This window comes from Streptomyces sp. NPDC049541 (assembly GCF_044465725.1).
Classification (GTDB): domain Bacteria; phylum Actinomycetota; class Actinomycetes; order Streptomycetales; family Streptomycetaceae; genus Streptomyces.
The window spans coordinates 551,186-572,013 of the sequence record NZ_JBITLY010000005.1 but is presented as its reverse complement, the minus strand read 5'-3'; the positions used below and the strand labels follow the sequence as shown (position 1 = coordinate 572,013).

At 70.8% G+C, this 20,828-nt stretch carries 13 protein-coding genes and 1 pseudogene; 4 read left to right on the top strand and 10 right to left on the bottom strand.

All coding sequences use genetic code 11. The features are described 5' to 3' along the window. Position 1: 1 nt before the first annotated feature. Entirely contained in the window at positions 2 to 289 is a 288-nt protein-coding gene (locus tag ACIBW9_RS21940) for a hypothetical protein (RefSeq protein ID WP_398957410.1), read from the bottom strand. Between the two features lie 1,156 nt (positions 290 to 1,445). Continuing rightward, positions 1,446 to 3,149 (bottom strand): recombinase family protein, encoded by a 1,704-nt coding sequence (locus ACIBW9_RS21935; protein ID WP_398957408.1) that lies wholly within the window; start codon positions 3,147 to 3,149, stop codon positions 1,446 to 1,448. A 46-nt stretch (positions 3,150 to 3,195) separates the two neighbouring features. Here ACIBW9_RS21935 and ACIBW9_RS21930 point away from each other — a divergent pair. Then, positions 3,196 to 3,270: pseudogene (locus ACIBW9_RS21930) on the top strand (NrdH-redoxin); the annotation flags it as partial. 41 nt (positions 3,271 to 3,311) lie between these two features. On the opposite strand, the gene ACIBW9_RS21925 reads toward ACIBW9_RS21930, so the two are convergent. The 7 genes from ACIBW9_RS21925 to ACIBW9_RS21895 all read right to left on the bottom strand — a co-directional run bounded on the left by ACIBW9_RS21925 (position 3,312) and on the right by ACIBW9_RS21895 (position 14,135). Continuing rightward, positions 3,312 to 3,557, bottom strand: a complete 246-nt coding sequence (locus ACIBW9_RS21925; protein ID WP_398957406.1) for a hypothetical protein — start codon at positions 3,555 to 3,557, stop codon at positions 3,312 to 3,314. An 11-nt stretch (positions 3,558 to 3,568) separates the two neighbouring features. Beyond that, positions 3,569 to 3,919 (bottom strand): class I SAM-dependent methyltransferase, encoded by a 351-nt coding sequence (locus ACIBW9_RS21920; protein ID WP_398957404.1) that lies wholly within the window; start codon positions 3,917 to 3,919, stop codon positions 3,569 to 3,571. A 13-nt stretch (positions 3,920 to 3,932) separates the two neighbouring features. Then, on the bottom strand, positions 3,933 to 4,877 hold the full coding sequence (gene nudC, locus ACIBW9_RS21915; RefSeq protein ID WP_398957403.1) for an NAD(+) diphosphatase: 945 nt from the start codon (positions 4,875 to 4,877) through the stop codon (positions 3,933 to 3,935). A 156-nt stretch (positions 4,878 to 5,033) separates the two neighbouring features. After that, positions 5,034 to 6,446, bottom strand: coding sequence for a dipeptidase (locus ACIBW9_RS21910; RefSeq protein WP_398957401.1), 1,413 nt, complete (start codon positions 6,444 to 6,446; stop codon positions 5,034 to 5,036). Between the two features lie 10 nt (positions 6,447 to 6,456). Next, positions 6,457 to 10,026, bottom strand: coding sequence for an ATP-dependent helicase (locus ACIBW9_RS21905; RefSeq protein ID WP_398957399.1), 3,570 nt, complete (start codon positions 10,024 to 10,026; stop codon positions 6,457 to 6,459). A gap of 120 nt (positions 10,027 to 10,146) precedes the next feature. Continuing rightward, positions 10,147 to 13,491, bottom strand: a complete 3,345-nt coding sequence (locus ACIBW9_RS21900; RefSeq protein WP_398957397.1) for an ATP-dependent helicase — start codon at positions 13,489 to 13,491, stop codon at positions 10,147 to 10,149. Between the two features lie 257 nt (positions 13,492 to 13,748). Beyond that, positions 13,749 to 14,135, bottom strand: coding sequence for an MGMT family protein (locus ACIBW9_RS21895; protein ID WP_398957395.1), 387 nt, complete (start codon positions 14,133 to 14,135; stop codon positions 13,749 to 13,751). A gap of 186 nt (positions 14,136 to 14,321) precedes the next feature. Here ACIBW9_RS21895 and ACIBW9_RS21890 point away from each other — a divergent pair, with 186 nt between their 5' ends. The 3 genes from ACIBW9_RS21890 (at position 14,322) to ACIBW9_RS21880 (ending at position 20,387) form a co-directional block, all read left to right on the top strand. Beyond that, the gene (locus tag ACIBW9_RS21890; protein ID WP_398957393.1) at positions 14,322 to 17,066 is read left to right on the top strand and encodes a lysylphosphatidylglycerol synthase domain-containing protein; all 2,745 of its coding nucleotides are present in this window, start codon (positions 14,322 to 14,324) and stop codon (positions 17,064 to 17,066) included. Positions 17,067 to 17,143: 77 nt separating this feature from the next. After that, positions 17,144 to 18,697 (top strand): alpha/beta hydrolase, encoded by a 1,554-nt coding sequence (locus ACIBW9_RS21885; protein WP_398957391.1) that lies wholly within the window; start codon positions 17,144 to 17,146, stop codon positions 18,695 to 18,697. A 136-nt stretch (positions 18,698 to 18,833) separates the two neighbouring features. Beyond that, positions 18,834 to 20,387 (top strand): alpha/beta hydrolase, encoded by a 1,554-nt coding sequence (locus ACIBW9_RS21880; RefSeq protein ID WP_398957389.1) that lies wholly within the window; start codon positions 18,834 to 18,836, stop codon positions 20,385 to 20,387. Positions 20,388 to 20,603: 216 nt separating this feature from the next. Here the strand turns inward: ACIBW9_RS21880 and ACIBW9_RS21875 are convergent, their stop codons facing one another. Next, a complete protein-coding gene (locus ACIBW9_RS21875) occupies positions 20,604 to 20,828 on the bottom strand; it encodes a hypothetical protein (RefSeq protein WP_398957387.1) in 225 nt (74 codons plus the stop codon).

Here is a 20,828-nt window from a genome sequence, read left to right as displayed (position 1 = left end):
GTTACTGATCACGCTGCGCAACGGTCGGCGAGACGGAGACGAGCATCGGCCCGGCTGCCTTGCTCCATGTCCCGCCCTGCGACAGGGCCGACTGTCCGTCGGTGCTCAGAGCGTTGACCACGGGAGCAAGGAAGGTTTCCCGCCGGTGCTGTATCGCTTCGGCGGTCATGCCGCTCGCCTCGATGACGTCCCCGACTCGCGCTGCTAGCACCGCTGCGCCCTCTTGTACGTCGGCCCCGATCCATGCGTCCGCGTGCTCGCCTGCCAGCGCCCAAGACATCTTGATCATGGCTGCATCGTAGGAGCGGGGTGGAGCGGCCGAGAGCCAGAGGGGGTGGGGTATGACCCCTTGAGCCCGGCAAGAGGGACCGCCGGGTCATGGCGGCCAAAATCCTGCCACGGTCTCAGGGCCTTTCAGGCAGGTGCGGCCCCCAGCAGGCGACGGCGTAGCGCCTGGTCACAGGCAAGAACAGCCTTCTCTGCGACGGCGCTGGAATGCACAGGAGTGAGCCTTACGGCTTCCCATGTGGGGCGCGGTAGCGCCCCCCTTGAGCTTGCTCCTGTCGGCCCCTTGCGGTGCCCGCTCTGCTGCAGAGACTTTGGACTGTGGCGGCCGAACGGCCGCCCATGCTGCTTACCGCTTCGGCTATGCCCGTCTCTGGGGGCGCTGACGCGCCCCTCCTCCGCTTGCCGTAGGCGGAAGCCGTCTCTCTCTGTCGCCCCAACGGGGACGCAACTGGGAAGACCCAAACAGAGAAGAGAGGGCACGAACCTTTCCGCAGGTCACTGCTCATGTGCCTACACGTCGGGCGTGTGCTGACTACACCTGCGGTGTGTGGTCACCGGTCTTGATGAACTCGACACGGTACCGGCGCGCCCTTCCCCTTCTGGAAGAGGTGAGGAGGCAGGACAAGGCAAGCGGTCCCCGATCGGGGCGAGATGAGCTGGAGTCGCTTGGCCCGGTTGACTGCGTTGGTCGTGCTCTGGTCGGACAGGGGCTTGCCCTCCTTGCCCAGCAGGGCGGCCAGCTTCCCGGGGTCGAAGGGCGCGTGTCCCTGACGGTCAGCCCAGCCCAGTGCGGCGAAGTGCACTCGGTAGGCGAGCGGGTGCCAAGGTTCCTGCGCCATGCGCCGGTACTCGCGCGGGGAGACTCCGCTCCACGGGCGGTCATGACCGAAGCTGATGGCCACTGGTTGCGGCTCCTTCCTGTGAGGCGCACAGGGGTGCGCCGGCGACCCCCGCCGGATGGCGGGACATGCGTCTCCCTTGTTCGCGGGGTGGCCGTGCGGAAGATACAGCGCGCTTCACAGGTGGGCGCCCAAGGCTTCGGGCCTGGACTCGGACTCTTGCGGTCGGGAGCGACGGCGGCGACCTGGCCCGGCACCGTACAACATGCCGAAACGGGAAAGGCCCCCACGGTCGGGGGCCTTCCTTGCTTGCCAGCGTCAGGCGGGAGCCGGAACCTTGTTGGCCCGCTCTGCTCCCTTGGCTTCCCCTTCGGCCTTCGCTTGCTGCGCGGCACGTTCCGCTTCGAAGTCCTCCCAACGGCTCACGATTTCCCACTCCACCCCCGTGAGCGTCGGAGGCTTCTCGTACGGCTTCGCAGACAGCGAGACAGGCACGATCGGCGCCAGCACCTGCGAAGCCTTGACGGGGACGTCCCACCAAGAGACACCCTGCTGCCGGATGTTCTCGATGAGGTCGCCTGGATCGATGGCGAGGACATCGGGCCGGAAGTACGCCTTCACCTTGTGCTTCTTCAGGAACTCCCGGCGCTCGTCGGTGCTCGACCGCTGCCACCAGTCCGTGTAGCTCTCCCCCGTTCCCGTCCATACGGTCACGGGCTTCGGCCCTTCCTGGTTGGTGATCTTCTCGCGTTCCTGGGCGAGGCTCGCGACCTGCGAGGCGTATGCGACGGCGCTGATCTCGTCCTGCTGGAGCTCCTTGAGGAGCTGGTTCATCTTGCCGTCGATCACGGCGAGCTTCGCCGCGCGGCTGTCGTCGATGGTCGTCGTCGACTCCATCCGTTCCAGGTGGCCGATCTCTCCGAGCAAGGCCGACTCCAACCAGGGGTACAGATCCTCGGCCCAGAACCTCTGCTTCGGGCAGGCGTCGATGCCCTTGCTCTTGTTGCCGTGACAGCGGTACCGCTCACGCTGCCCCTTGGACAGGTTGCCCTTGACGTAGTACAGCGGGCTCCCGCACGTCAGGCAGAACGTCACGCCCACCGTCGGCGAGGTGGAGCCCTTCGGTTTCTTGTACTTGACCGAGGCGACGGCTTCCGACAGCTTGGCCCACTCCTCCTCGTTCAGCACCGGTTCCGACCGCATGACGGGCGTTCCGTCATCGTTGCGGACCACGGAGCCGTTGGCGCTTACGTACTCCCCAAGAAGGGATCGACTGGTCAGTACGGCCTGCACCGTCGTCGCTGTCCACCTGCTTCCGCGCGGCTTCGGAGCGGCCAGCCGCGTCGTGCTCTCCCCAGCCGCCGCGCGGATACGAGCGATGTCCTGAGCCGTAGGTACGCCTTGCTCGTTCAGCCAGTCGGCCACACCCGAGAAACTCGGCTTCTCAACGAAGCGCCGAATCATCTCGATCAGCGTCGGGCCGTACTCGGGGTCCAGTTCCAGATTGAACCCTTCGTCGCCCTTCACCGCCCTGCGCCCGAAGGGGACAAGGCCCCCGGGCCAGCGACCCGTCTTGCGCATGGTCTCCCGGGACGCCTTGTTGCGGACCTTGATGGCGTCCAGCTCCGCCTCCGCGACCACGGCCAGGATCTTGGCAATGGTCTTACCCCATGGCTTCGAGAGGTCGAAGCCCTCCTCACAGGAGATCAGGCCCTTACCGTTCGCCTCGCACCACTCGATGATGTCGGAGAGGTGACGGACCGACCGAGCGATGCGGTCGATCTTCAGGATGACGATGTGGTCGAACTGGTCTCTCTTGTTGTTGAGCCAGTCACCCAAGGACGGGCGCATCCACGGCGAGATGGACGCCGACACGTCGATGTCGACGGCGAAGTCGACCAACTCCATCTCTTCGGCGTCCGCCCGCTTGCTGATGCGTGTGCGCTGCGTTTCCTCACCGGTCTGGTTCTCGTTGCCTACAGACAGACGGACCACGCCGAGCGCCCTGGGCTTGTCGCTCACCCTTGCCCCTCCCCAAGACATGGGCGGCCCTCCCTGGCCGCCACAGACGGTGCTGTTCCCGGATGGTTCGACGCTGACGAACCCGTCGCTGGCGCAGGTGAAGCAGAAGATCGGCGCGTAGGCGCTGCAGGGTTTTGTTCGGAGGGCGGTTCCTGGGTCGGTTCAGGAACCGCCTTCTTGTGGTTTGCCCCACACTGCGGTGTAGCGCCACAGCAGTCGGCGGCGGAACCGGCAGCCGGGCAGCAGGTGGTGTGCCGCTGTGCGGGCCTCGGCCCGGTGCATGGCGGAGTCCTTGACGGGCATGCCGGCCGGGCCTCGTTTGCCGCCGTGCAGCCGTGCGTTCAGCAGGCTTGCGGGCAGGCCGCAGCCGCTGATCACCCGGTCGAGGGCGGTGTGGTGGTACGCCATCCCGACGATCATCAGTCGGCCGCCGGGGGCCAGCAGTCGTACCAGGCCCGCACGGCGTCCTCGAACGGCGCGTGGTGGACCACGGCGACGGCGCTGACGAAGTCGTACCTGCCCTCGGGGAGGGTGTCGTCGAGGTAGTCGCCCTCCTGGAATGTGACGTTCTCCGGCGTCTGCTCGCGCGCGAGCCGGATCATTTCCGGTGAGCGGTCCATGCCGGTCACCGATTCGGCTTTCTGTGCCGGCTTGCGTGCGAGCAGCCCGTCGCCGCATCCGACGTCCAGGGCCGTCCGGCAGCCGTCGGGGACGGCTGCGAGGACGACGGGGTGGTAGTGGACGTTGTGGTTCCAGTACGGGTCTGTCATCGCGGCGTCGGGCTCAGACGAAGCTCCTCGTCGGCAGGGGCTTGCCGTACCACATCTCGATCAGGCGGGCGGCGATGGAGATGCCGTAGGGGGGCAGTACCTCGCCGGTTTCGAATGCTGCGCCCAGTTCGTCCCGGGAGAACCAGCGGGCTTCGTGGATCTCGTCGCCGTCGACGTTGATCTCGGTGGAGGTGGCGCGGGCCATGAAGCCGAGCATGAGGCTGGACGGGAAGGGCCAGGGCTGGCTGGCGACGTACTCGACGGTGCCGACGGTGATGCCGGCCTCCTCGAAGACCTCGCGTCGTACGGACTGCTCGATGGACTCGCCGGGTTCGACGAAGCCGGCGAGCGTGGAGAAGCGCCCTTCGGGCCAGTGGACCTGGCGGCCGAGCAGGATGCGGTCCTCCTCGTCGGTGACGGCCATGATCACGGCGGGGTCGGTGCGCGGGTAGTGCTCGGCGCCGCAGGCGGAGCAGCGGCGGATGTGGCCGGCGGCGGCGATGACGGTGCGTTCGCCGCAGCGGGAGCAGAAGCGGTGGGTGCGCTGCCAGTTCTCCAGGCCGACTGCGTGCACCATCAGGCCCGTGTCGCGGGGGGACAGCAGGAGGCCGGCCTCGCGCAGGCCCGCGGGGCGTGCGGACTGGTCGATGCGGCCGGGCAGGGCGTCCTTCTGGAGGGCGAAGTAGCTGATGCCTTCTTCGTCGGTGCCGAGGAAGTAGCGGTGGGCCTCGGTGAGGGGGGCTTCGAAGGAGGGGGTCATGACGAGTTCGGTGCGGCCGTCGGGTGTCTCGTCGATGAGGACCTGGCCGCCGGAGACCACGAAGCAGCGGGTGGTGGGGTGGCTCCATGCCGCTGCGAGCCAGGCCTCGTCGAGGCGGTGGTGGGCGGCGCGGTCGATGCCGCTGGGGGCGGTGAGGGAGATGGGGCGGTCGGCGGTGTGGTCGGTCCAGGTGGTCACGGGTGCTTCCAACTCCCCCAGTGGAACGGATTGTTTCGGCGGGCGGTACGGCGGGACGGACGGCGGGAGGCGAACGGATCCGGCGGGGCTGGGCGGTGCGGGGCGGTTCTTTCAGTGTTCCCCGCGCGCGGTGCCGCTACGGACGGCGCGGGGCGCTCAGGGTGCATGGCGCCAGGTGTCGGCGAGGTCGGCCCACAGGTGTGCGCTGGTCTCGACGCCTTTGAGGAGCAGGTCGAGCTCGACTTTCTCGTTCGGGGCGTGCCAGCCGTCGGATGGGACGGAGATGCCCAGGAAGAGCACGGGTGCCCCGAGGACTTCCTGGAGGTCGGCGGCGGGTCCGGAGCCGCCCTCGCGGGTGAAGCGGACGGGCTTGTCGAAGGCCCGGCCCATCGCGCGGACGACGGACTGCAGTGCGGGGTGGTCCAGCGGTGTCAGACAGGGGCGGGTGGCCGCGGCGAACGTGATCTCGTACCGGATCCCGGCGGGCACCTGTTCGGCGGCCCAGCTGCGGACGGCCTTCTCGATGTGGTCGGGGTCCTGGCCCGCGACCAGGCGGAAGGAGAGCTTCACCATGGCCGTGGAGGGGATGATCGTCTTGCTGCCGGGGCCCTGGTAGCCGCCGCCGATGCCGTTGACCTCGGCGGTGGGGCGGGCCCAGATGCGCTCCAGGGTGGTGTGTCCGGCCTCGCCGTGGGTGGCGTACGACTTGGCGGTGCGCAGCCACTGCTGCTCGTCGAAGGGCAGTTCGGCGAAGAGTTCGCGTTCGCGGTCGGTGAGTTCGACGATGCCGTCGTAGAAGCCGGGGATCGCCACGCGTGCGTGCTCGTCGTGGAGGGCGGCGACCAGGCGGGCGGCGGCGGTGGCCGGGTTGGGGACGGCGCCGCCGAAGGAGCCGGAGTGGATGTCCTGGTCGGGGCCGGAGAAGTGGATCTCGCACTCGGCGAGGCCGCGCATGCCGGTGCACACGGTGGGGGTGTCCGCGGACCACATACCGGTGTCGGAGACGATCACGGCGTCGGCGGCGAGCCGGTCGGTGTGCTGTTCGACGAGGGTGCGGAAGTGCGGTGAGCCGGACTCCTCCTCGCCCTCGATCAGCAGCTTCAGGTGGACCGCGGGGGCGGTGCGGCCGGTGGCGGCGAGGTGGGCGCGGACGCCGAGTGTGTGGAAGAACACCTGGCCCTTGTCGTCGGCCGCCCCGCGCGCGTGGAGACGGTTTCCGCGGACGACGGGTTCGAAGGGGTCGCTGTCCCAGCCGTCCTCGCGGGCGGCGGGCTGCACGTCGTGGTGGCCGTAGACGAGGACGGTGGGTGCCGCGGGGTCGGTGGCGGGCCACTCGGCGAAGACGGCCGGGGCGCCCGGTGTCTCCCAGACTTCTGCGGTGGTGAAGCCGGTGTCCTTGAGTTTGGCGGCGAGCCAGTCTGCGCTGCGTCGTACATCGGGTGCGTGGTCGGGCTGGGCCGACACGGACGGGATGCGCAGCCACTCGGCGAGGTCGTCGAGGAAGGCGGCGCGGTGCTGCTCGATGTACGTACGGACTGCGCTGACGGCACTGTCAACGGGCTGGCTCATGGTCACGAGCCTATCGGCCCGCACTGACATCGTCGGTGGGCGGTTCCTCACAGTTTGCTTCCGCGGCCGGCTCGTCCAGCAGCAGCCGCTCCAGTGCGGACCGGTCCGGCAGGCCGTCCGGCCGTACGACCTCACCCGTGCGTACGTACAGGAACGCGGCGTTGACGGACTCCAGGGGCACGCCCTGCTGCTCGGCCCAGGCGAGCCGGTACAGGGCGAGCTGGAGGGGGTCGGCGGTGCGCGAGCGGCTGGTCTTCCAGTCGACGATCTCGTACGTCGTTCCGTTGCCGTCGTCGTCCTTGTAGACGGCGTCGATGCGGCCCCGGACGACACGGCCTGCGATGGCGAGCTGGAAGGGCGCTTCGACGCGGTGGGGTGTGCGGTGGGCGTACTCGGTGCGTTCGAAGGCGTCCTTGAGGGCTTCCAGGTCGTGTTCGTCGGCGATCTCGGTCTCGCTGCCGGGCAGTTCTTCCGGCTCCAGCATGGGAAGGGTCAGTTCTTCGAAGCGGGCCTCGACCCAGGCGTGGAAGCGGGTGCCCCGGCGGGCGGCGGGTTGCGGGGGGCGCGGCATGGGGCGTGCGAGTTCCTGTGCGAAACCGTCCGGGTCGGTGGCCAGGCGCAGCACCTGGGAAGCGGTGAGGGACGCCGGGAGGGGGACGTCCGTGACGGCCTCGCGGGCGCGCAGGAGTTCGCCGGTGAGGGCGTCGAGGTCGCGGTCCCAGGAGGCGAGGGTGCGGGCTTCTTCCGGGGTGAGGCGGGTCGGGGCGCGGCGCCCAGGGGTGGTGCGGGCGCGTTCGGCAGCGGCTTTCGGTGTGGTGGGGTGCGGGCGTGCGCCCTGGTTCCCGGTTTCCTCCGGAGCCGCCGCCTGGTGCGGGACGGTCGGGCGGTCCGTGGACCAGGCGTCCCAGTCGGCCGGGTTCTCCTCGGCCAAGAGGTCCTCCTCGGCGAACTGGTCCTCCTCTTCGTACGGCAGGTCCTCTCCGTACGGCAGGTCCTCGTCGTCCGGCGGCGGGGGCCACTCCGGGTCGTCGTGGCTGTCCGGGTCGTGGGTGGCGGCCGGGCGGCCGTCCTCGTGGGCGGCGAGGTCCTCAAGGTGGGCGAGGACTGTTTCGGCGGCTGTCCGGCGCCGGGCCAGGGATGCCTCGTCCAGGGGCAGGGGCCAGACCTGGTCGGCGGTCGGTGTGTGCAGGGCCGGGTTCTCCTCGCCCTCGGCGGGTTCGTCCGCCCACGCCTCGATCTCGCCGTATCCGGCCGCGCAGTGATCGTGGAGGGCCTGCAGGAAGTCGGACGGGCCGCGGGGCTTCTTCTGGGTGGGGCCCCACCAGTGGCCGGAGCCGAGGAGGAGGGAGCGGGGGCGGGTGAAGGTGACGTAGCCGAGGCGGAGTTCCTCGGTGTGCTGGTGTTCCTTCATGGCCTCCTGGAAGGCCTTGAGGCCCCGGGAGTCCCAGGTGTCGACGTCGGGCAGGGTGTCGGCGTCGCCGCGCAGTTCGTGCGGCAGGACCTTGCCCTGGGCGGTCCACTTCTCGCGGCCCTGGGTGCTGGGGAAGGTGCCGGTGACCAGGCCGGGGACGGCGACGACGTCCCACTCCAGGCCTTTGGACTTGTGGGCGGTGAGGACCTTCACGGTGTTCTCGCCCCCTGGGAGGGCGTTGTCGAGGCCCTTCTCGTACTGGGCGGCGGTGCGCAGGAAGCCCAGGAAGGCGAGCAGGGTGGCCTCGCCGTCTCCGGCGGCGAAGGAGGCGGCGATGTCCAGGAAGTTGGAGAGGGTCTCGCGGCGGCGGGCGGCCAGGGCGTGCGGGGACGCCGACAGCTCCACTTCCAGGCCGGTCACGGCGAGGACCCGGTGCAGGACGTCCATGAGGGGGTCGGCCAGCGAGCGGCGCAGGTCGCGCAGTTCGGCGGCCAGGCGGGCGAACCGCACGCGCGCGTCCGGGGAGAAGGGCAGCCCGTCGTCCTCCTTTTCGGCGTCGAGCGGCATCTCCAGGAACGTGTCGAGGGCGTCCGCGAGGGAGGTCACCTCAAAGGGGTCGACTCCCTCGACGGCTTCGGCGAGCCGGCGGTCCGGGTCGTTCTCGTCGCCCACGCGCGCGTGGGCGACGAGGAGCCGGGCGCGGCGCCCCAGGAGGGCGAGGTCGCGAGGGCCGATGCGCCAGCGCGGGCCGGTCAGCAGGCGGACCAGGGAGGCGTTGGCGCCGGGGTCCTGGAGGACCTCGCAGACGGCGATCAGGTCGGCGATCTCGGGCAGGTGCAGCAGCCCGGACAGGCCGACCACCTCGACGGGGACGTCCCGGGCTACGAGCGCACCCTGGATCTCCGCGAAGTCGGTTGCCGTGCGGCACAGGACGGCGATCTCACCGGGCGCCTTCCCGGTGTCGACGAGGTGGGCGATGGAGTCGGCGAGCCAGTCGATCTCCTCGGCGTGGGTGGGCAGCAGCGCGCAGCGCACGATGCCGTCGCGTTCGGCGCCGGGGGCCGGGCGGAGGGCCTGCACGCCCGCGTGCATGGCGCGCAGGGGCTCCGCGAGGCCGTTGGCGAGGTCGAGGAGACGGCCGCCGCTGCGGCGGTTCTCGCTGAGTGCCTGGCGGGTGGCCGGGTGGCCGCCGGGGTGGGCGAAGTGCTCCGGGAAGTCGTCCAGGTTGGCGACGGACGCGCCGCGCCAGCCGTAGATCGCCTGACAGGGGTCGCCGACGGCGGTCACGGGGTGGCCGGTTCCGTCGCCGAACAGGCCCGCCAGGAGGATGCGTTGGGCGACCGAGGTGTCCTGGTACTCGTCGAGGAGGACCACACGGAACTCGTCGCGCAGGATGCGGCCCACCTCGGGGATGCGGGCGAGCTGCGCGGACAGGGCGATCTGGTCGCCGAAGTCGAGGAGGTCCCGCTCGCGTTTGGCGGCGCGGTAGCGGACCACCACGTCGGCGAGTTCACGGCGGGCGGCGGCCGCTTCGGGGACCTTGCGCAGGTCGGCGTTGGTGAGCTTGGCGCCCTCCAGGGTGCGCAGCAGCCCGGTGTCGTACGCGCGCAGTTCCTCGGGTCGTACGAGGTGCTCGGCGAGTTCGGCGTCGAGGGCGAGGAGGTCGCTGACCAGGTCCGCGAAGGAGCGGGTGAGCGCCGGGTAGGGGCCCGGGGCCTCGCGCAGCACGCGCGCGGCGAGCTGGTAGCGGGTGGCGTCGGCGAGCAGACGGGCGGTCGGTTCGAGGCCGATGCGCAGGCCGTGGTCGGTCAGGAGGCGGCCGGCGAAGGCGTGGTACGTCGAGATCACGGGCTCGCCCGGCGGATGGTCCGGGTCGATGACGTCCGGGTCGGTGACGCCCGCCTTGACGAGTGCCTTGCGGACGCGCTCGGCGAGTTCGCCTGCCGCCTTGTTGGTGAAGGTGAGGCCGAGGACCTGCTCGGGGGCGACCTGCCCGGTGCCGACCAGCCACACCACGCGTGCCGCCATCACCGTCGTCTTGCCCGATCCGGCTCCGGCCACGATCACCTGCGGGGCGGGCGGCGCGATGATGCAGGCCGTCTGCTCCGGGGTGAACGGAATCCCGAGGAGCTCCTTGAGCTGATCGGGATCGGTGATACGGGGTGGCACGTCAGAGAGGCTAGCGGCGGCCACTGACAGTGGAGGCCGGATCGGCCTCCGGGCGAGGAGAAGCGCAGGTCAGCACGTGTGGTGCGGTCGATCACAGAAGGCCCGGGAAGATCGGCCTCGTCATTCGACGACGTGTCGCCCTTCGGGCCTCGCGCTGCAGGAGGCCTGGAAGGCGCAGTGCGAGCAGTGCTGGCCGGCGCTGGGTGTGAACCGTTCGTCGAGGACCTTTCCGGCGGCGTTGGCCAGCAGCTCACCGACCCACTCCCCCGCGGCGCCCTCGATGGAGTCCTGGGCCTGCACCTTGGGCAGGGTTTCGCCGCCGTCGCGCCGTGCGGCGCCCTGGCGCAGCTGGACGAGTTCGGCGCCGCCGGATTCGGGGCGTATGCCGTCGAAGGCCTCGTCGACGGCGCCTTCGCGGACGGCGAGCTGGTAGACGGCGAGCTGGGGGTGGCGTGCCACCTCGCGGGCGGTGGGCGTCTGTTTGCCGGTCTTGAAGTCGACGACGTAGGCGCGGCCCTCGCCGTCGGTCTCGACGCGGTCCATGGAGCCGCGGATGCGGACCTCGTAGTCGCCCGCTTCGAGGGTGACGTCGAAGCCGTGCTCGCTGGCCACCGGAGTGCGGCCGGTGCGGTCCATGACGTGCCACTTCAGGAAGCGTTCGAGCGCCACGCGCGCGTTCTCCTTCTCCTGCGCCGACTTCCACGGCGCGTCGAAGGCGAGCGCGTTCCACACGGAGTCGAGGCGCTCCATGAGGACGGCGAGGTCGGCCGGGGTGTGTCCGGAGGCGACCTCGTCGGCGAGGACGTGCACCACGTTGCCGAAGCCCTGGGCGGCCGTCGCGGGCGCGTCGGCCTTCACCTCGCGGGCCAGGAACCACTGCAGGGCGCAGGTGTTGGCGAGCTGGTCGAGGGCACTGCCCGAGAGCACGACGGGCTGGTCGCGGTTGCGCAGCGGCACCTTGCTCTCGGTCGGCTCGTACATGCCCCACCAGCGGTAGGGATGGGCGGAGGGGACGAGTGGGCGGCCGTCCTCGTCGGCGAGCGCGGCGAGCCGGGCCAGGCGGTGGGCGGCGGCCTCCCTGAGGGTGTCCGAGACGCGCGGGTCGACGGTGGTGGCGCGCAGTTCGGCGACGAGTGCGGCGACGGACAGCGGGCGGCGCGGGCGGCCCGTGACGTCCCTGGGTTCGACGCCGAGTTCGGTGAGGAAGCGGGAGGGCTGGTCACCGTCGTCCGCGGGGGCCTTCACCGCGGTGACGACGAGACGCTCACGCGCGCGCGTGGCGGCCACGTAGAACAGGCGGCGCTCCTCGGCGAGCAGCGCGCCCGGGGTGAGCGGTTCGGCGAGTCCGTCGCGGCCGATGCGGTCGGCCTCCAGGAGGGAGCCCCGGCGGCGCAGGTCCGGCCACAGGCCTTCCTGCACGCCCGCGACGACGACCAGGCGCCACTCCAGGCCCTTGGAGCGGTGCGCGGTCATCAGACGTACGGCGTCGGGGCGCACGGCACGCCGCGTGAGGGTGTCGGCGGCGATGTCCTCGGCCTCGATCTCCTCCAGGAAGTTGAGGGTGCCGCGGCCGCCGGTGCGCTCCTCCGCGCGCGCGGCGGTCGCGAACAGTGCGCACACGGCGTCCAGGTCACGGTCGGCGTTGCGGCCGGCGGCGCCGCCGCGCCGCGCGGACCGCTCAAGGCGGGTGGGCCACGGTGTGCCGTCCCACAGGTCCCACAGGGCCTCTTCGGCCGTGCCGCCGCTCGCGAGGCGCTCACGCGCGGCGCGCAGCAGTGCGCCGAGCCGCTGGGCGCCACGCGCGTACGCCGGGTCGTGGGCGACGAGGCGCTCCGGCTCTGCCAGCGCCCGCGCGAGCAGCTCGTCCGAGGGCGGCGGCAGCGGGTTTCCCGCGGCCCGCTCCTCGTCACGCAGGGCACGCCCGAGGCGGCGCAGGTCGGCGGCGTCCATGCCGGCCAGCGGGGAGGCCAGCAGGGTCAGGGCGGTTTCGGTGTCGAGCCAGCACCCGGCGCTCTCCGGCTCTTCGGAGGCGGGCTCGGCAGCTGCGGCGTCCGGCACTTCGGTCCGTGCCGCCTCCGCCTCGGCCACCGCCCGCAGTGCCGTCAGCAGCGGTGTCACGGCCGGTTCGTGCCGCAGCGGCAGGTCGTCACCGTCGATGTCCAGGGGCACGCCCGCCGCGGTGAGCGCGCGGCGGACCGTGGGAATCGTGCGCGATCCGGCCCGCACCAGTACGGCCATCTCACGCCAGGGGACACCGTCCTCCAGGTGCGCCCGGCGCAGGATGTCGGCGATGTTGTCCAGCTCGGTGCCGGGCGTCGGGTACGTGTACACCTCGACGCTGCCGCCGTCGCGCACCGGGGCGAGGTCGCGGTGGGCGCGTACCTTGTCCGCCGGGAGCCGGGTGAGCGGCATGCGCTGGGTGAGCAGCCGGGTCGCGGCGAGCAGGGCGGCACCCGAGCGGCGCGAGGTGCGCAGGACCTCGACGGGCGCGGGGCGGCCGTCCGCGCGCGGGAAGGCGGCCGGGAACTCGAGGATGCCGCCCACGTCCGCACCGCGGAACGCGTAGATCGACTGGTCGGGGTCACCGAAGGCGACGAGGGTGCGGCCGCCGCCCGCGAGGGCGTGCAGCAGCCGTACCTGGGCGGCGTCCGTGTCCTGGTACTCGTCCACGAAGACGGCGTCGTAGCGCGCGGCGAGCCGCTCGGCGGCCTCGGGGCGGCGGGCCAGGAGGACCGCGCGATGGACCAGTTCCGCGTAGTCGAGCACGCCCTGCAGGTCGAGCACGTCGAGGTACTCGGCGAGGAAGGTGGCCGCGGCACGCCAGTCGGGACGGCCGATGCGGCGGGCGAAGGCGTCCAGGGCGCCGGGCCCCAGCCCCAGCTCGCGGCTTCGGGCGAGGACCGCGCGGACCTCGTCGGCAAAGCCCCGGGTGGTCAGGCAGGCCCGCAGTTCGTCGGGCCAGCGCACGTGCGCGAGGCCGAGGCGCTCCAGGTCGGCCTGGCCCGCGAGCAGTTCACGGACGGTCACGTCCTGCTCGGGGCCGGACAGCAGCCGCAGCGGCTCCACGAACAGGTCGTTGTCCTGATGGGCGCGGACCAGGGCGTAGCAGAACGAGTGGAAGGTGGTCGCCTGGGGCGCGCGTGCCGCCCCTATGCGCAGGGCCATGCGGTCGCGCAGTTCGACGGCCGCCTTGCGGCTGAACGTCAGCACCAGGATGCGCTCGGGGTCCCCGCCACGGGCGATCCGCGCCGCCACGGACTCGACGAGCGTGGTGGTCTTGCCGGTGCCCGGACCTGCGAGGACGAGCAGCGGGCCGGCCTCGTGGTCAACCACGGAGCGCTGTGGCGCGTCCAGACGAGGGGGATCCTGTCGGCTCGGCGGGGTACGCAGCAGTCGGTAGGCGCCACGGCCCCCCTGTCGCACCTGGGGGTGCGACAGGCGCCTGGTGGAGGAAGAGGAGCTCACGTGGTTCGCCGGTCCTGGTGGTTGTACTGGTCGTCGGACCACCGCGCGTGCAGGGCGGTGATCGGGAGGTGAGGGGGGCACGTGCAGCCGACGCTACGCCGACGCAGGTTGCGGAAGCAGGGCTTCCTCTTCTTCCCTCGCGGCACGCGAAACCCGCAGGCCCCTCGCCCCACGAACGTACGCCATGCCACAAACGTGCCCCTCGTCCCCCGTACGGATCACGGGTCACACGTCGGGCGGTTCCATGGCGGAAGCTTTCAGGTGTGACCGTCTGCGCGTTCGCCGCCGTCCCATCGCGCCCGCCTCATGTCGAGGCGAGGCAGGTGACCCTCGGCGGTCCTGCTCGCCTCCTTCAGGGGGGTGCCCTCGGCGCGGTAGTGATCGAGAGCACGCAGTTCGTGTCCCGGGAGCAGGGCGCCGTCCGCGCGTACGACGCGCCACCACGGGACGGCTCCCCCGTAGAGGGCCATCACCCGGCCGACCTGACGGGGCCCGCCCTGCTGCAGCCATTCGGCGACGTCCCCGTACGTCATGACACGCCCGGGCGGGATCAGTTCGGCGACCTCGAGCACACGCTCGGCGTATTCCGGCAGCGCGTCCGCGTACCCCGGGCCGGCGTCCCGTGGAAGGCTCTCCTCGCTCATCCGGCCCATCTTGCCGCATGCCACCGACAGCGTGACGCGCTCGCAACGATGCGTATCCCTCGCCCCCGGGCGGCGCTTCCGGCAGACTGTGCGCCCCCGCTCTTGCACCCTGATGCCCCCGTGTGTCGGTGGAGCATGCCACCATCATGCGGGCGGTGACCGGTGATACGAGACCAAGAAGAGACGATGAAGCAGCAGGGTGCGCACCCAGAGGACGCCGAGAGCACCTCTGACGGCTCGTCGCGCCCCGGCACCGGCTCCGGCTCGGGCACCGACCGCAAGGACTCCGCTTCCACGGACGTCGGCACGGGCGAGGACGACTTCCTGGACGAGGCCCACAACGACGAGGTCGAGGGCGACGAACCGCTGCTCCCCGCGCGCGTGCACCGTCCGTCGGATCTGATGCGCCTCCTGGTGGGCGTGCTCGGGATCGTCCTGCTGCTGGCGATCGCCGCGTTCGCCCACGGCACCACCTCGGGCCTCGAACAGGACATCAACAAGGGCACCGGCCAGGCGCCCGATCTGCTCATCAAGATCGCCGGCCTGGCCTCCAGCATCGCGATCCTGCTGGTACCGGTCGCTTTCGCGATCGAACGGCTGATCAAGCGCGACGGGCTGCGCATCGCCGACGGCGTCCTCGCGGCCGTCCTCGCGCACGGGGTGACTCTCGCCACAGACCTGTGGGTCGCCAAGGGCGCCCCCGGCTCCATCCAGGAGGCGCTCACCCAACCCTCCCCCGGCGACATCCACGCCCTGACCGACCCGGTGCACGGCTATCTCGCGCCGGTCATCGCGTACATGACGGCCGTCGGCATGTCGCGGCGGCCGCGCTGGCGCGCGGTGCTGTGGACGGTGCTGCTCCTCGACGCGTTCTCCATGCTCGTCTCCGGCTACACGACACCGTTCTCGATCATCCTGACGGTGCTGATCGGCTGGACCGTGGCCTACGGGACGCTGTACGCGGTCGGCTCGCCCAATGTCCGCCCCACCGGACGGACGCTGATGGCGGGCCTGCGGCACGTCGGCTTCCGCCCGGTGACCGCGTCGCGCGAGGAACTGCCCGAGACACCGGAGACCGGCGACCGCGGACGGCGCTACTTCGTCACCCTGGAGGACGGCCCGCCCCTGGACGTGACGGTCGTCGACCGCGAGCAGCAGGCGCAGGGCTTCTTCTACCGCGTGTGGCGCAATCTGACGCTGCGCGGCTTCGCCACCCGCAGCAGCCTCCAGTCGCTGCGCCAGGCACTGGAGCAGGAGGCACTGCTCGCCTACGCGGCCATCGCGGCGGGCGCGAACGCGCCCAAGCTGATCGCGACCTCCGAGCTCGGTCCCGACGCCGTGATGCTCGTCTACGAGCACACCGGCGGGCGCACCCTCGACACCCTGGCGGACGAGGAGATCACCGACGAGCTGCTGCGCGACACCTGGCACCAGGTGCGCGCACTGCAGTCCCGGCGCATCGCACACCGCAGGCTGGTGGGCGACGCGATTCTGGTGGATCGTTCCGGCACGGTCATCCTCACCGACCTGCGCGTCGGCGAGATCGCGGCCGGCGACCTGCTGCTGCGCATGGACATCTCACAGCTCCTGGTGACACTCGGGCTGCGGGTGGGCGCCGAGCGCGCGGTGGCGTCGGCGGTGGGCGTGCTCGGCCCGGACGCCGTGGCCGACTGCCTGCCGATGCTGCAGCCCATCGCGCTCAGCCGCACCTCCCGCGCGACCCTGCGCAAGCTGGCCCGGGAACGGGCCCAGCGCGAGCGGGAAGCGGTCCTGGAGGCGTCCCGGCAGGCCAAACAGGCCCGCTTGGAAGAGACCCCCGACGAGACCGGCCCCGTACTCGAAAAGCCCGACAAGAAGGCCGTACGTGCTGAGCAGCGGGCCGAGAAGCGGGCCATCGACGAGGCCATCGAAGAGGCGCGCGAGGAGGACCTGCTCACGCAGATCCGGCACCAGGTGCTGTTGATCAGGCCGCAGGCGCCGGTCGAGCCGGCCCGGCTCGAGCGGGTACGGCCGCGGACGCTGATCAGTTTCATCGCCGGTGCCATCGGCGCGTACTTCCTGCTGACGCAGCTCACCCACATCGAGTTCGGTCCTCTGGTCGCCAACGCGCAGTGGGGCTGGGTCGTCGCGGCCGTGCTGTTCTCGGCGCTGAGCTATGTCGCGGCGGCCATGGCCCTCCTCGGGTTCGTGCCGGAGCGGGTGCCGTTCCTGCGTGCCGTGGCGGCGCAGGTCGCCGGGTCGTTCGTCAAGATCGTCGCGCCGGCCGCGGTGGGCGGTGTCGCCCTCAACACCCGTTTCCTGCAGCGCGCGGGCGTGCGCCCGGGGCTCGCGGTGGCGAGCGTCGGCGCCTCTCAGCTGTTCGGGCTCGGCTGCCACATCCTGATGCTGCTGTCGTTCGGCTATCTGACCGGCACCGAGAAGACGCCGTCCCTGTCGCCGTCCCGGACCGTCATCGCGGGTCTGCTGACGGTGGCCGTGCTCGTCCTCGTCGTCACCTCGGTGCCGTTCCTGCGGAAATTCGTCTCCACGCGTGTGCGGTCGCTCTTCGCCGGTGTCGTGCCGCGCATGCTGGACGTGCTGCAGCGGCCGCAGAAGCTCGTCACCGGCATCGGCGGCATGCTGCTGCTGACCGCCTGCTTCGTGATGTGCCTGGACGCCTCGATCCGCGCCTTCGGACAGGCGGGGACCTCGCTCAGCATCGCCAGCGTCGCCGTGGTCTTCCTCGCCGGCAACGCGCTCGGCTCCGCGGCCCCGACACCGGGCGGCGTGGGCGCCGTGGAGGCGACCCTGACGGTAGGACTGATCGCCGTGGGCCTCCCCAAGGAGGTGGCGGCCCCCGCCGTGCTGCTGTTCCGGCTGCTGACGCTGTGGCTGCCCGTGCTGCCGGGCTGGCTGGCCTTCAACCAGCTGTCGCGCAAGGGTGCGCTGTAGTACGAAGACCGTAGTCGGGCTACCTCTTACGGCCCGTGTCCCGAGCGCCCACGCGCGCGTGACGACAGGATGGGAGCATGCCGAACCCTTTCCGCCCACGCGCGGCCGCCCTGACCGCCACCCTCCTGCTGCTGTCCTGCGTGCTGGCAGGCTGCAGCGACAGCTCCAAGGACGCCAAGGGCGGGGACCTGTCGGCCCAGAAGTTGGACTGGAAGGACTGTCCGGCACCGTCCGCGGCGGAAGGCGGCGGCAACGCCCCGTCGCCGCTGCCGAACGGCGGCCAGTGGCAGTGCGCCACCATGAAGGCGCCCCTCGACTGGGCGAAGCCCAAGGGCGACACGATCGACATCGCACTGATCCGTGCGAAGACCAGCGGCGACAGCAGCAAACGCATCGGCTCGCTCGTCTTCAACTTCGGCGGGCCCGGCGGCTCGGGCGTCACCACGCTGCCCGCCTTCGGTGAGGACTACGCGAAACTGCGCACCCGCTACGACCTGGTCAGCTTCGACCCGCGCGGCGTCGGCAGCAGTGCCCCCGTGAAATGCGAGAACGACCAGCAGCTCGACGCGTACTTCCAGCAGGACGCGACCCCGGACGACGCCGGCGAGCGCACCACGTACCTGGACAACACCAAGAAGTTCAACGCGGCCTGCGAGAAGAACTCCAAGAAGGTGCTGCCGCATGTGCGCACCACCGACGCGGCCCGTGACATGGACCTCATGCGGCAGGTGCTCGGCGACGACAAGCTGTACTACTTCGGCATCTCGTACGGCACCGAACTCGGGGGGGTCTACGCCCACTTGTTCCCGAAGAAGGTGGGCCGCGCCGTCCTGGACGCGGTCGTCGACCCGACGCAGAACGCCGAGCAGAGCTCCCTCGGACAGGCCAAGGGCTTCCAGCTCGCGCTCGACAACTTCGCCGCGGACTGCACGTCGAAGGCCACTCCATGCCCGATCGGCGACACCCCGCAGGACGTGAAGGACCGTATCGCCAAGCTGCTCAAGGACCTCGACGCGAAGCCGATCCCCGGCATCCTCCCCCGCGAGCTGACCCAGTCCGCCGCGACCAACGGCATCGCGCAGGCCCTGTACTCCAAGGACTACTGGCAGTACCTCACCCAGGGCCTGCAACAGGCGTACAGCGGCGACGGCAAGGTCCTCATGGCCCTGTCCGACTCGCTGAACGGGCGCAGCGAGAACGGCGAGTACAGCAACATCACCGCCGCCAACATCGCCATCAACTGCGCCGACGAGAAGCCCCGTTACAGCACGGCCTACGTGGAGCAGAAACTGCCCGAGTTCCGGGCCGCCTCACCGCTGTTCGGCGACTTCCTGGCCTGGTCCATGCTCAGCTGCACCGACTGGCCCGTCGCGGGGGCCGCCGACCATCCGGACGTGAGCGCGCCTGGAGCCGCGCCGATCCTCGTCGTGGGCAACACCGGCGACCCCGCCACGCCGTACGAGGGTGCGAAGAAGATGGTGGACGCGCTGGGCAAGGGCGTCGCCGTGGAGCTGACGTACAAGGGGCAGGGGCACGGCTCCTACGACAGCAAGAACAAGTGCGTGCAGTCCGCAGTGAACGGCTATCTGCTGGACGGGAAGGTACCGGCGGCCGGCACCGTCTGTTCCTGAGACCTGACGCGGGTTTGCGGTAAAGCAGCAGGTCAGAAGGTTATCCACAGGCTCCGGCCGGTCTGCGTTGATCCGCCTACGATGGCCTGACAGCCGTCTGCTGCTCGATGCGGACGGCCCGTGAGGGGGGACGCACATGGCGCGATTCGCACGGTGGACGGCTCTGGGTGCCGCCGCGGCGCTCCTGGTGGGCGGTTGCAGCAGTGGCTCGTCGTCCGACGGCGGCAAGGGCGGCGGGAGGACGAGCGCGGCCGCCTCGCCGTCGTCCAGCTCCTCCGGCACCACGGCGCTGCCCTCCTCACTGACCGCGCAGAAGCTCGCCTGGGGCGACTGCAAGGCCACCGACGACTCCCCGGCGCCGGGCAACGACTGGCAGTGCGCGACGCTGAAGGTGCCGCTGGACTGGTCGAAGCCGCAGGGCGAGACGATGGGCCTCGCACTGATCCGCGCCGAGGCCCGCGGGGGCGAGCGGATCGGCTCCCTGCTGTTCAACTTCGGTGGCCCCGGCGCCTCGGGAGTCTCCTACCTGCCGTCCTTCGGACCCACCTTCGCCAAACTGCGGGAACAGTACGACCTGGTGAGCTGGGACCCGCGCGGCGTCGGATCGAGCGGGGGGATCCGCTGCCGCAGCGACAAGGAGATCCAGGCCGCGGAGTCGGTGGACACCACACCGGACACCCCGGCCGAGGAGAAGGCGTATCTCCAGGACGCCGTCGACTTCGGCAAGGGCTGCGCGAAGGCCGCCGGAAAGCTGATGTCGCACGCGTCGACGACCGACACCGCACGCGACATGGACCTGATGCGCCAGGTGCTGGGCGACTCGAAGATGCACTACTTCGGCATCTCCTACGGCACCGAACTCGGCGGTGTCTACGCCCACTTGTTCCCGAAGAGGGTCGCGCGGCTCGTCCTCGACGCCGTGGTCGACCCGAGCGCCGACCTGGTGGGTCACGCCGAGAACCAGGCCAGGGGCTTCCAGCGCGCACTGGACGACTACCTCAAGTCGACGGGACAGGACCCGGCGCAAGGATCACAGAGGATCTCGGCCCTGCTGAAGCGGATCGACAGCCGCCCGCTGCCGACCTCGAGCGGCCGCAAGCTCACCCAGACGCTCGCGCTGACCGGACTGACCTACCCCCTCTACTCCAGGCAGAGCTGGCCCGTTCTCACCAGCGCGCTGAACGCCGCCGAGAACGGGGACGGTTCGGAACTGCTGTCGCTGGCCGACGGCTACAACGGCCGCGACGCTTCGGGGCACTACGAGACGACGACCCACTCGCAACGGGTCATATCGTGCCTGGACAGCAAGATGCGCCCGACACCCGCCGCAACGAAGAGGCGGCTCGCGCAGTTCGAGAAGATCTCGCCCGTCTTCGGCGACTTCATGGGCTGGGACACCGCCGGCTGGTGCCACGACTGGCCGGTGGCCGGCCAGTGGGACACCCCGCCGGCCAGTGCGCCCGGCGCTGCCCCGATCCTCGTGGTCGGCAACACCGGCGACCCGGCGACACCCTACGAGGGAGCCCGCAAAATGGCCGACGAACTGGGCAAGGGCGTCGGTGTGGAGCTCACCTGGAAGGGCGAGGGACATGGCGCGTACGGGAACGGGAGCGACTGCGTGGACTCGACGGTGAACGCGTATCTGCTGAACGGGACGGTGCCGAAGGACGGAAAGGTCTGCGCCTCGTAGCCCGGGCGGCGGGACTCGCAGACCGGGCAGCGAGAAGGGCCCCGGCACCGGGATGGGGGGCACGTGCGCGACCGCAGGCCCGTAGCGGCGTGCGCGGGGTGCTTCCGTCCCGTCCGCCATCGACCAGGCAGAGCCGAGCAGACCACGCTCAGTCCACGGTGTGCGGCGGACGGGAGGGAAGCTGGGGAGAGTGGTGGGTTGAGGGAACCGTTCGACCTAGATCGTCGGGTAATCGAGCACGTTGCCGTTCGGGCAGTTGTTGGCGTGGATGGGAACGAAGTCAGTCAGAATCGGCAGCGCCGACACCTCTGCCCCTTCCAGCCCGCAGACGGATCCCGGCGCGAAGGTCCAGTGGGGGGTCGACTTGTCGTCCGCATGGGCAGGAACTGCCATGGCGACAGCAGCCACGGCCAGCGTGGCGGTCATGATGATCTTTCGCAT

Excerpts from the sequence above, each read along its gene's own strand:
- ACIBW9_RS21885 (WP_398957391.1), top strand. The coding sequence starts at position 17,144 with ATGCCGAACCCTTTCCGCCCACGCGCGGCCGCCCTGACCGCCACCCTC.
- ACIBW9_RS21920 (WP_398957404.1), bottom strand. The coding sequence starts at position 3,919 with ATGACAGACCCGTACTGGAACCACAACGTCCACTACCACCCCGTCGTC.
- ACIBW9_RS21940 (WP_398957410.1), bottom strand. The coding sequence starts at position 289 with ATGATCAAGATGTCTTGGGCGCTGGCAGGCGAGCACGCGGACGCATGG.
- ACIBW9_RS21875 (WP_398957387.1), bottom strand. The coding sequence starts at position 20,828 with ATGCGAAAGATCATCATGACCGCCACGCTGGCCGTGGCTGCTGTCGCC.
- ACIBW9_RS21890 (WP_398957393.1), top strand. The coding sequence starts at position 14,322 with ATGAAGCAGCAGGGTGCGCACCCAGAGGACGCCGAGAGCACCTCTGAC.
- ACIBW9_RS21925 (WP_398957406.1), bottom strand. The coding sequence starts at position 3,557 with ATGGCGTACCACCACACCGCCCTCGACCGGGTGATCAGCGGCTGCGGC.
- ACIBW9_RS21910 (WP_398957401.1), bottom strand. The coding sequence starts at position 6,446 with ATGAGCCAGCCCGTTGACAGTGCCGTCAGCGCAGTCCGTACGTACATC.
- ACIBW9_RS21895 (WP_398957395.1), bottom strand. The coding sequence starts at position 14,135 with ATGAGCGAGGAGAGCCTTCCACGGGACGCCGGCCCGGGGTACGCGGAC.
- ACIBW9_RS21880 (WP_398957389.1), top strand. The coding sequence starts at position 18,834 with ATGGCGCGATTCGCACGGTGGACGGCTCTGGGTGCCGCCGCGGCGCTC.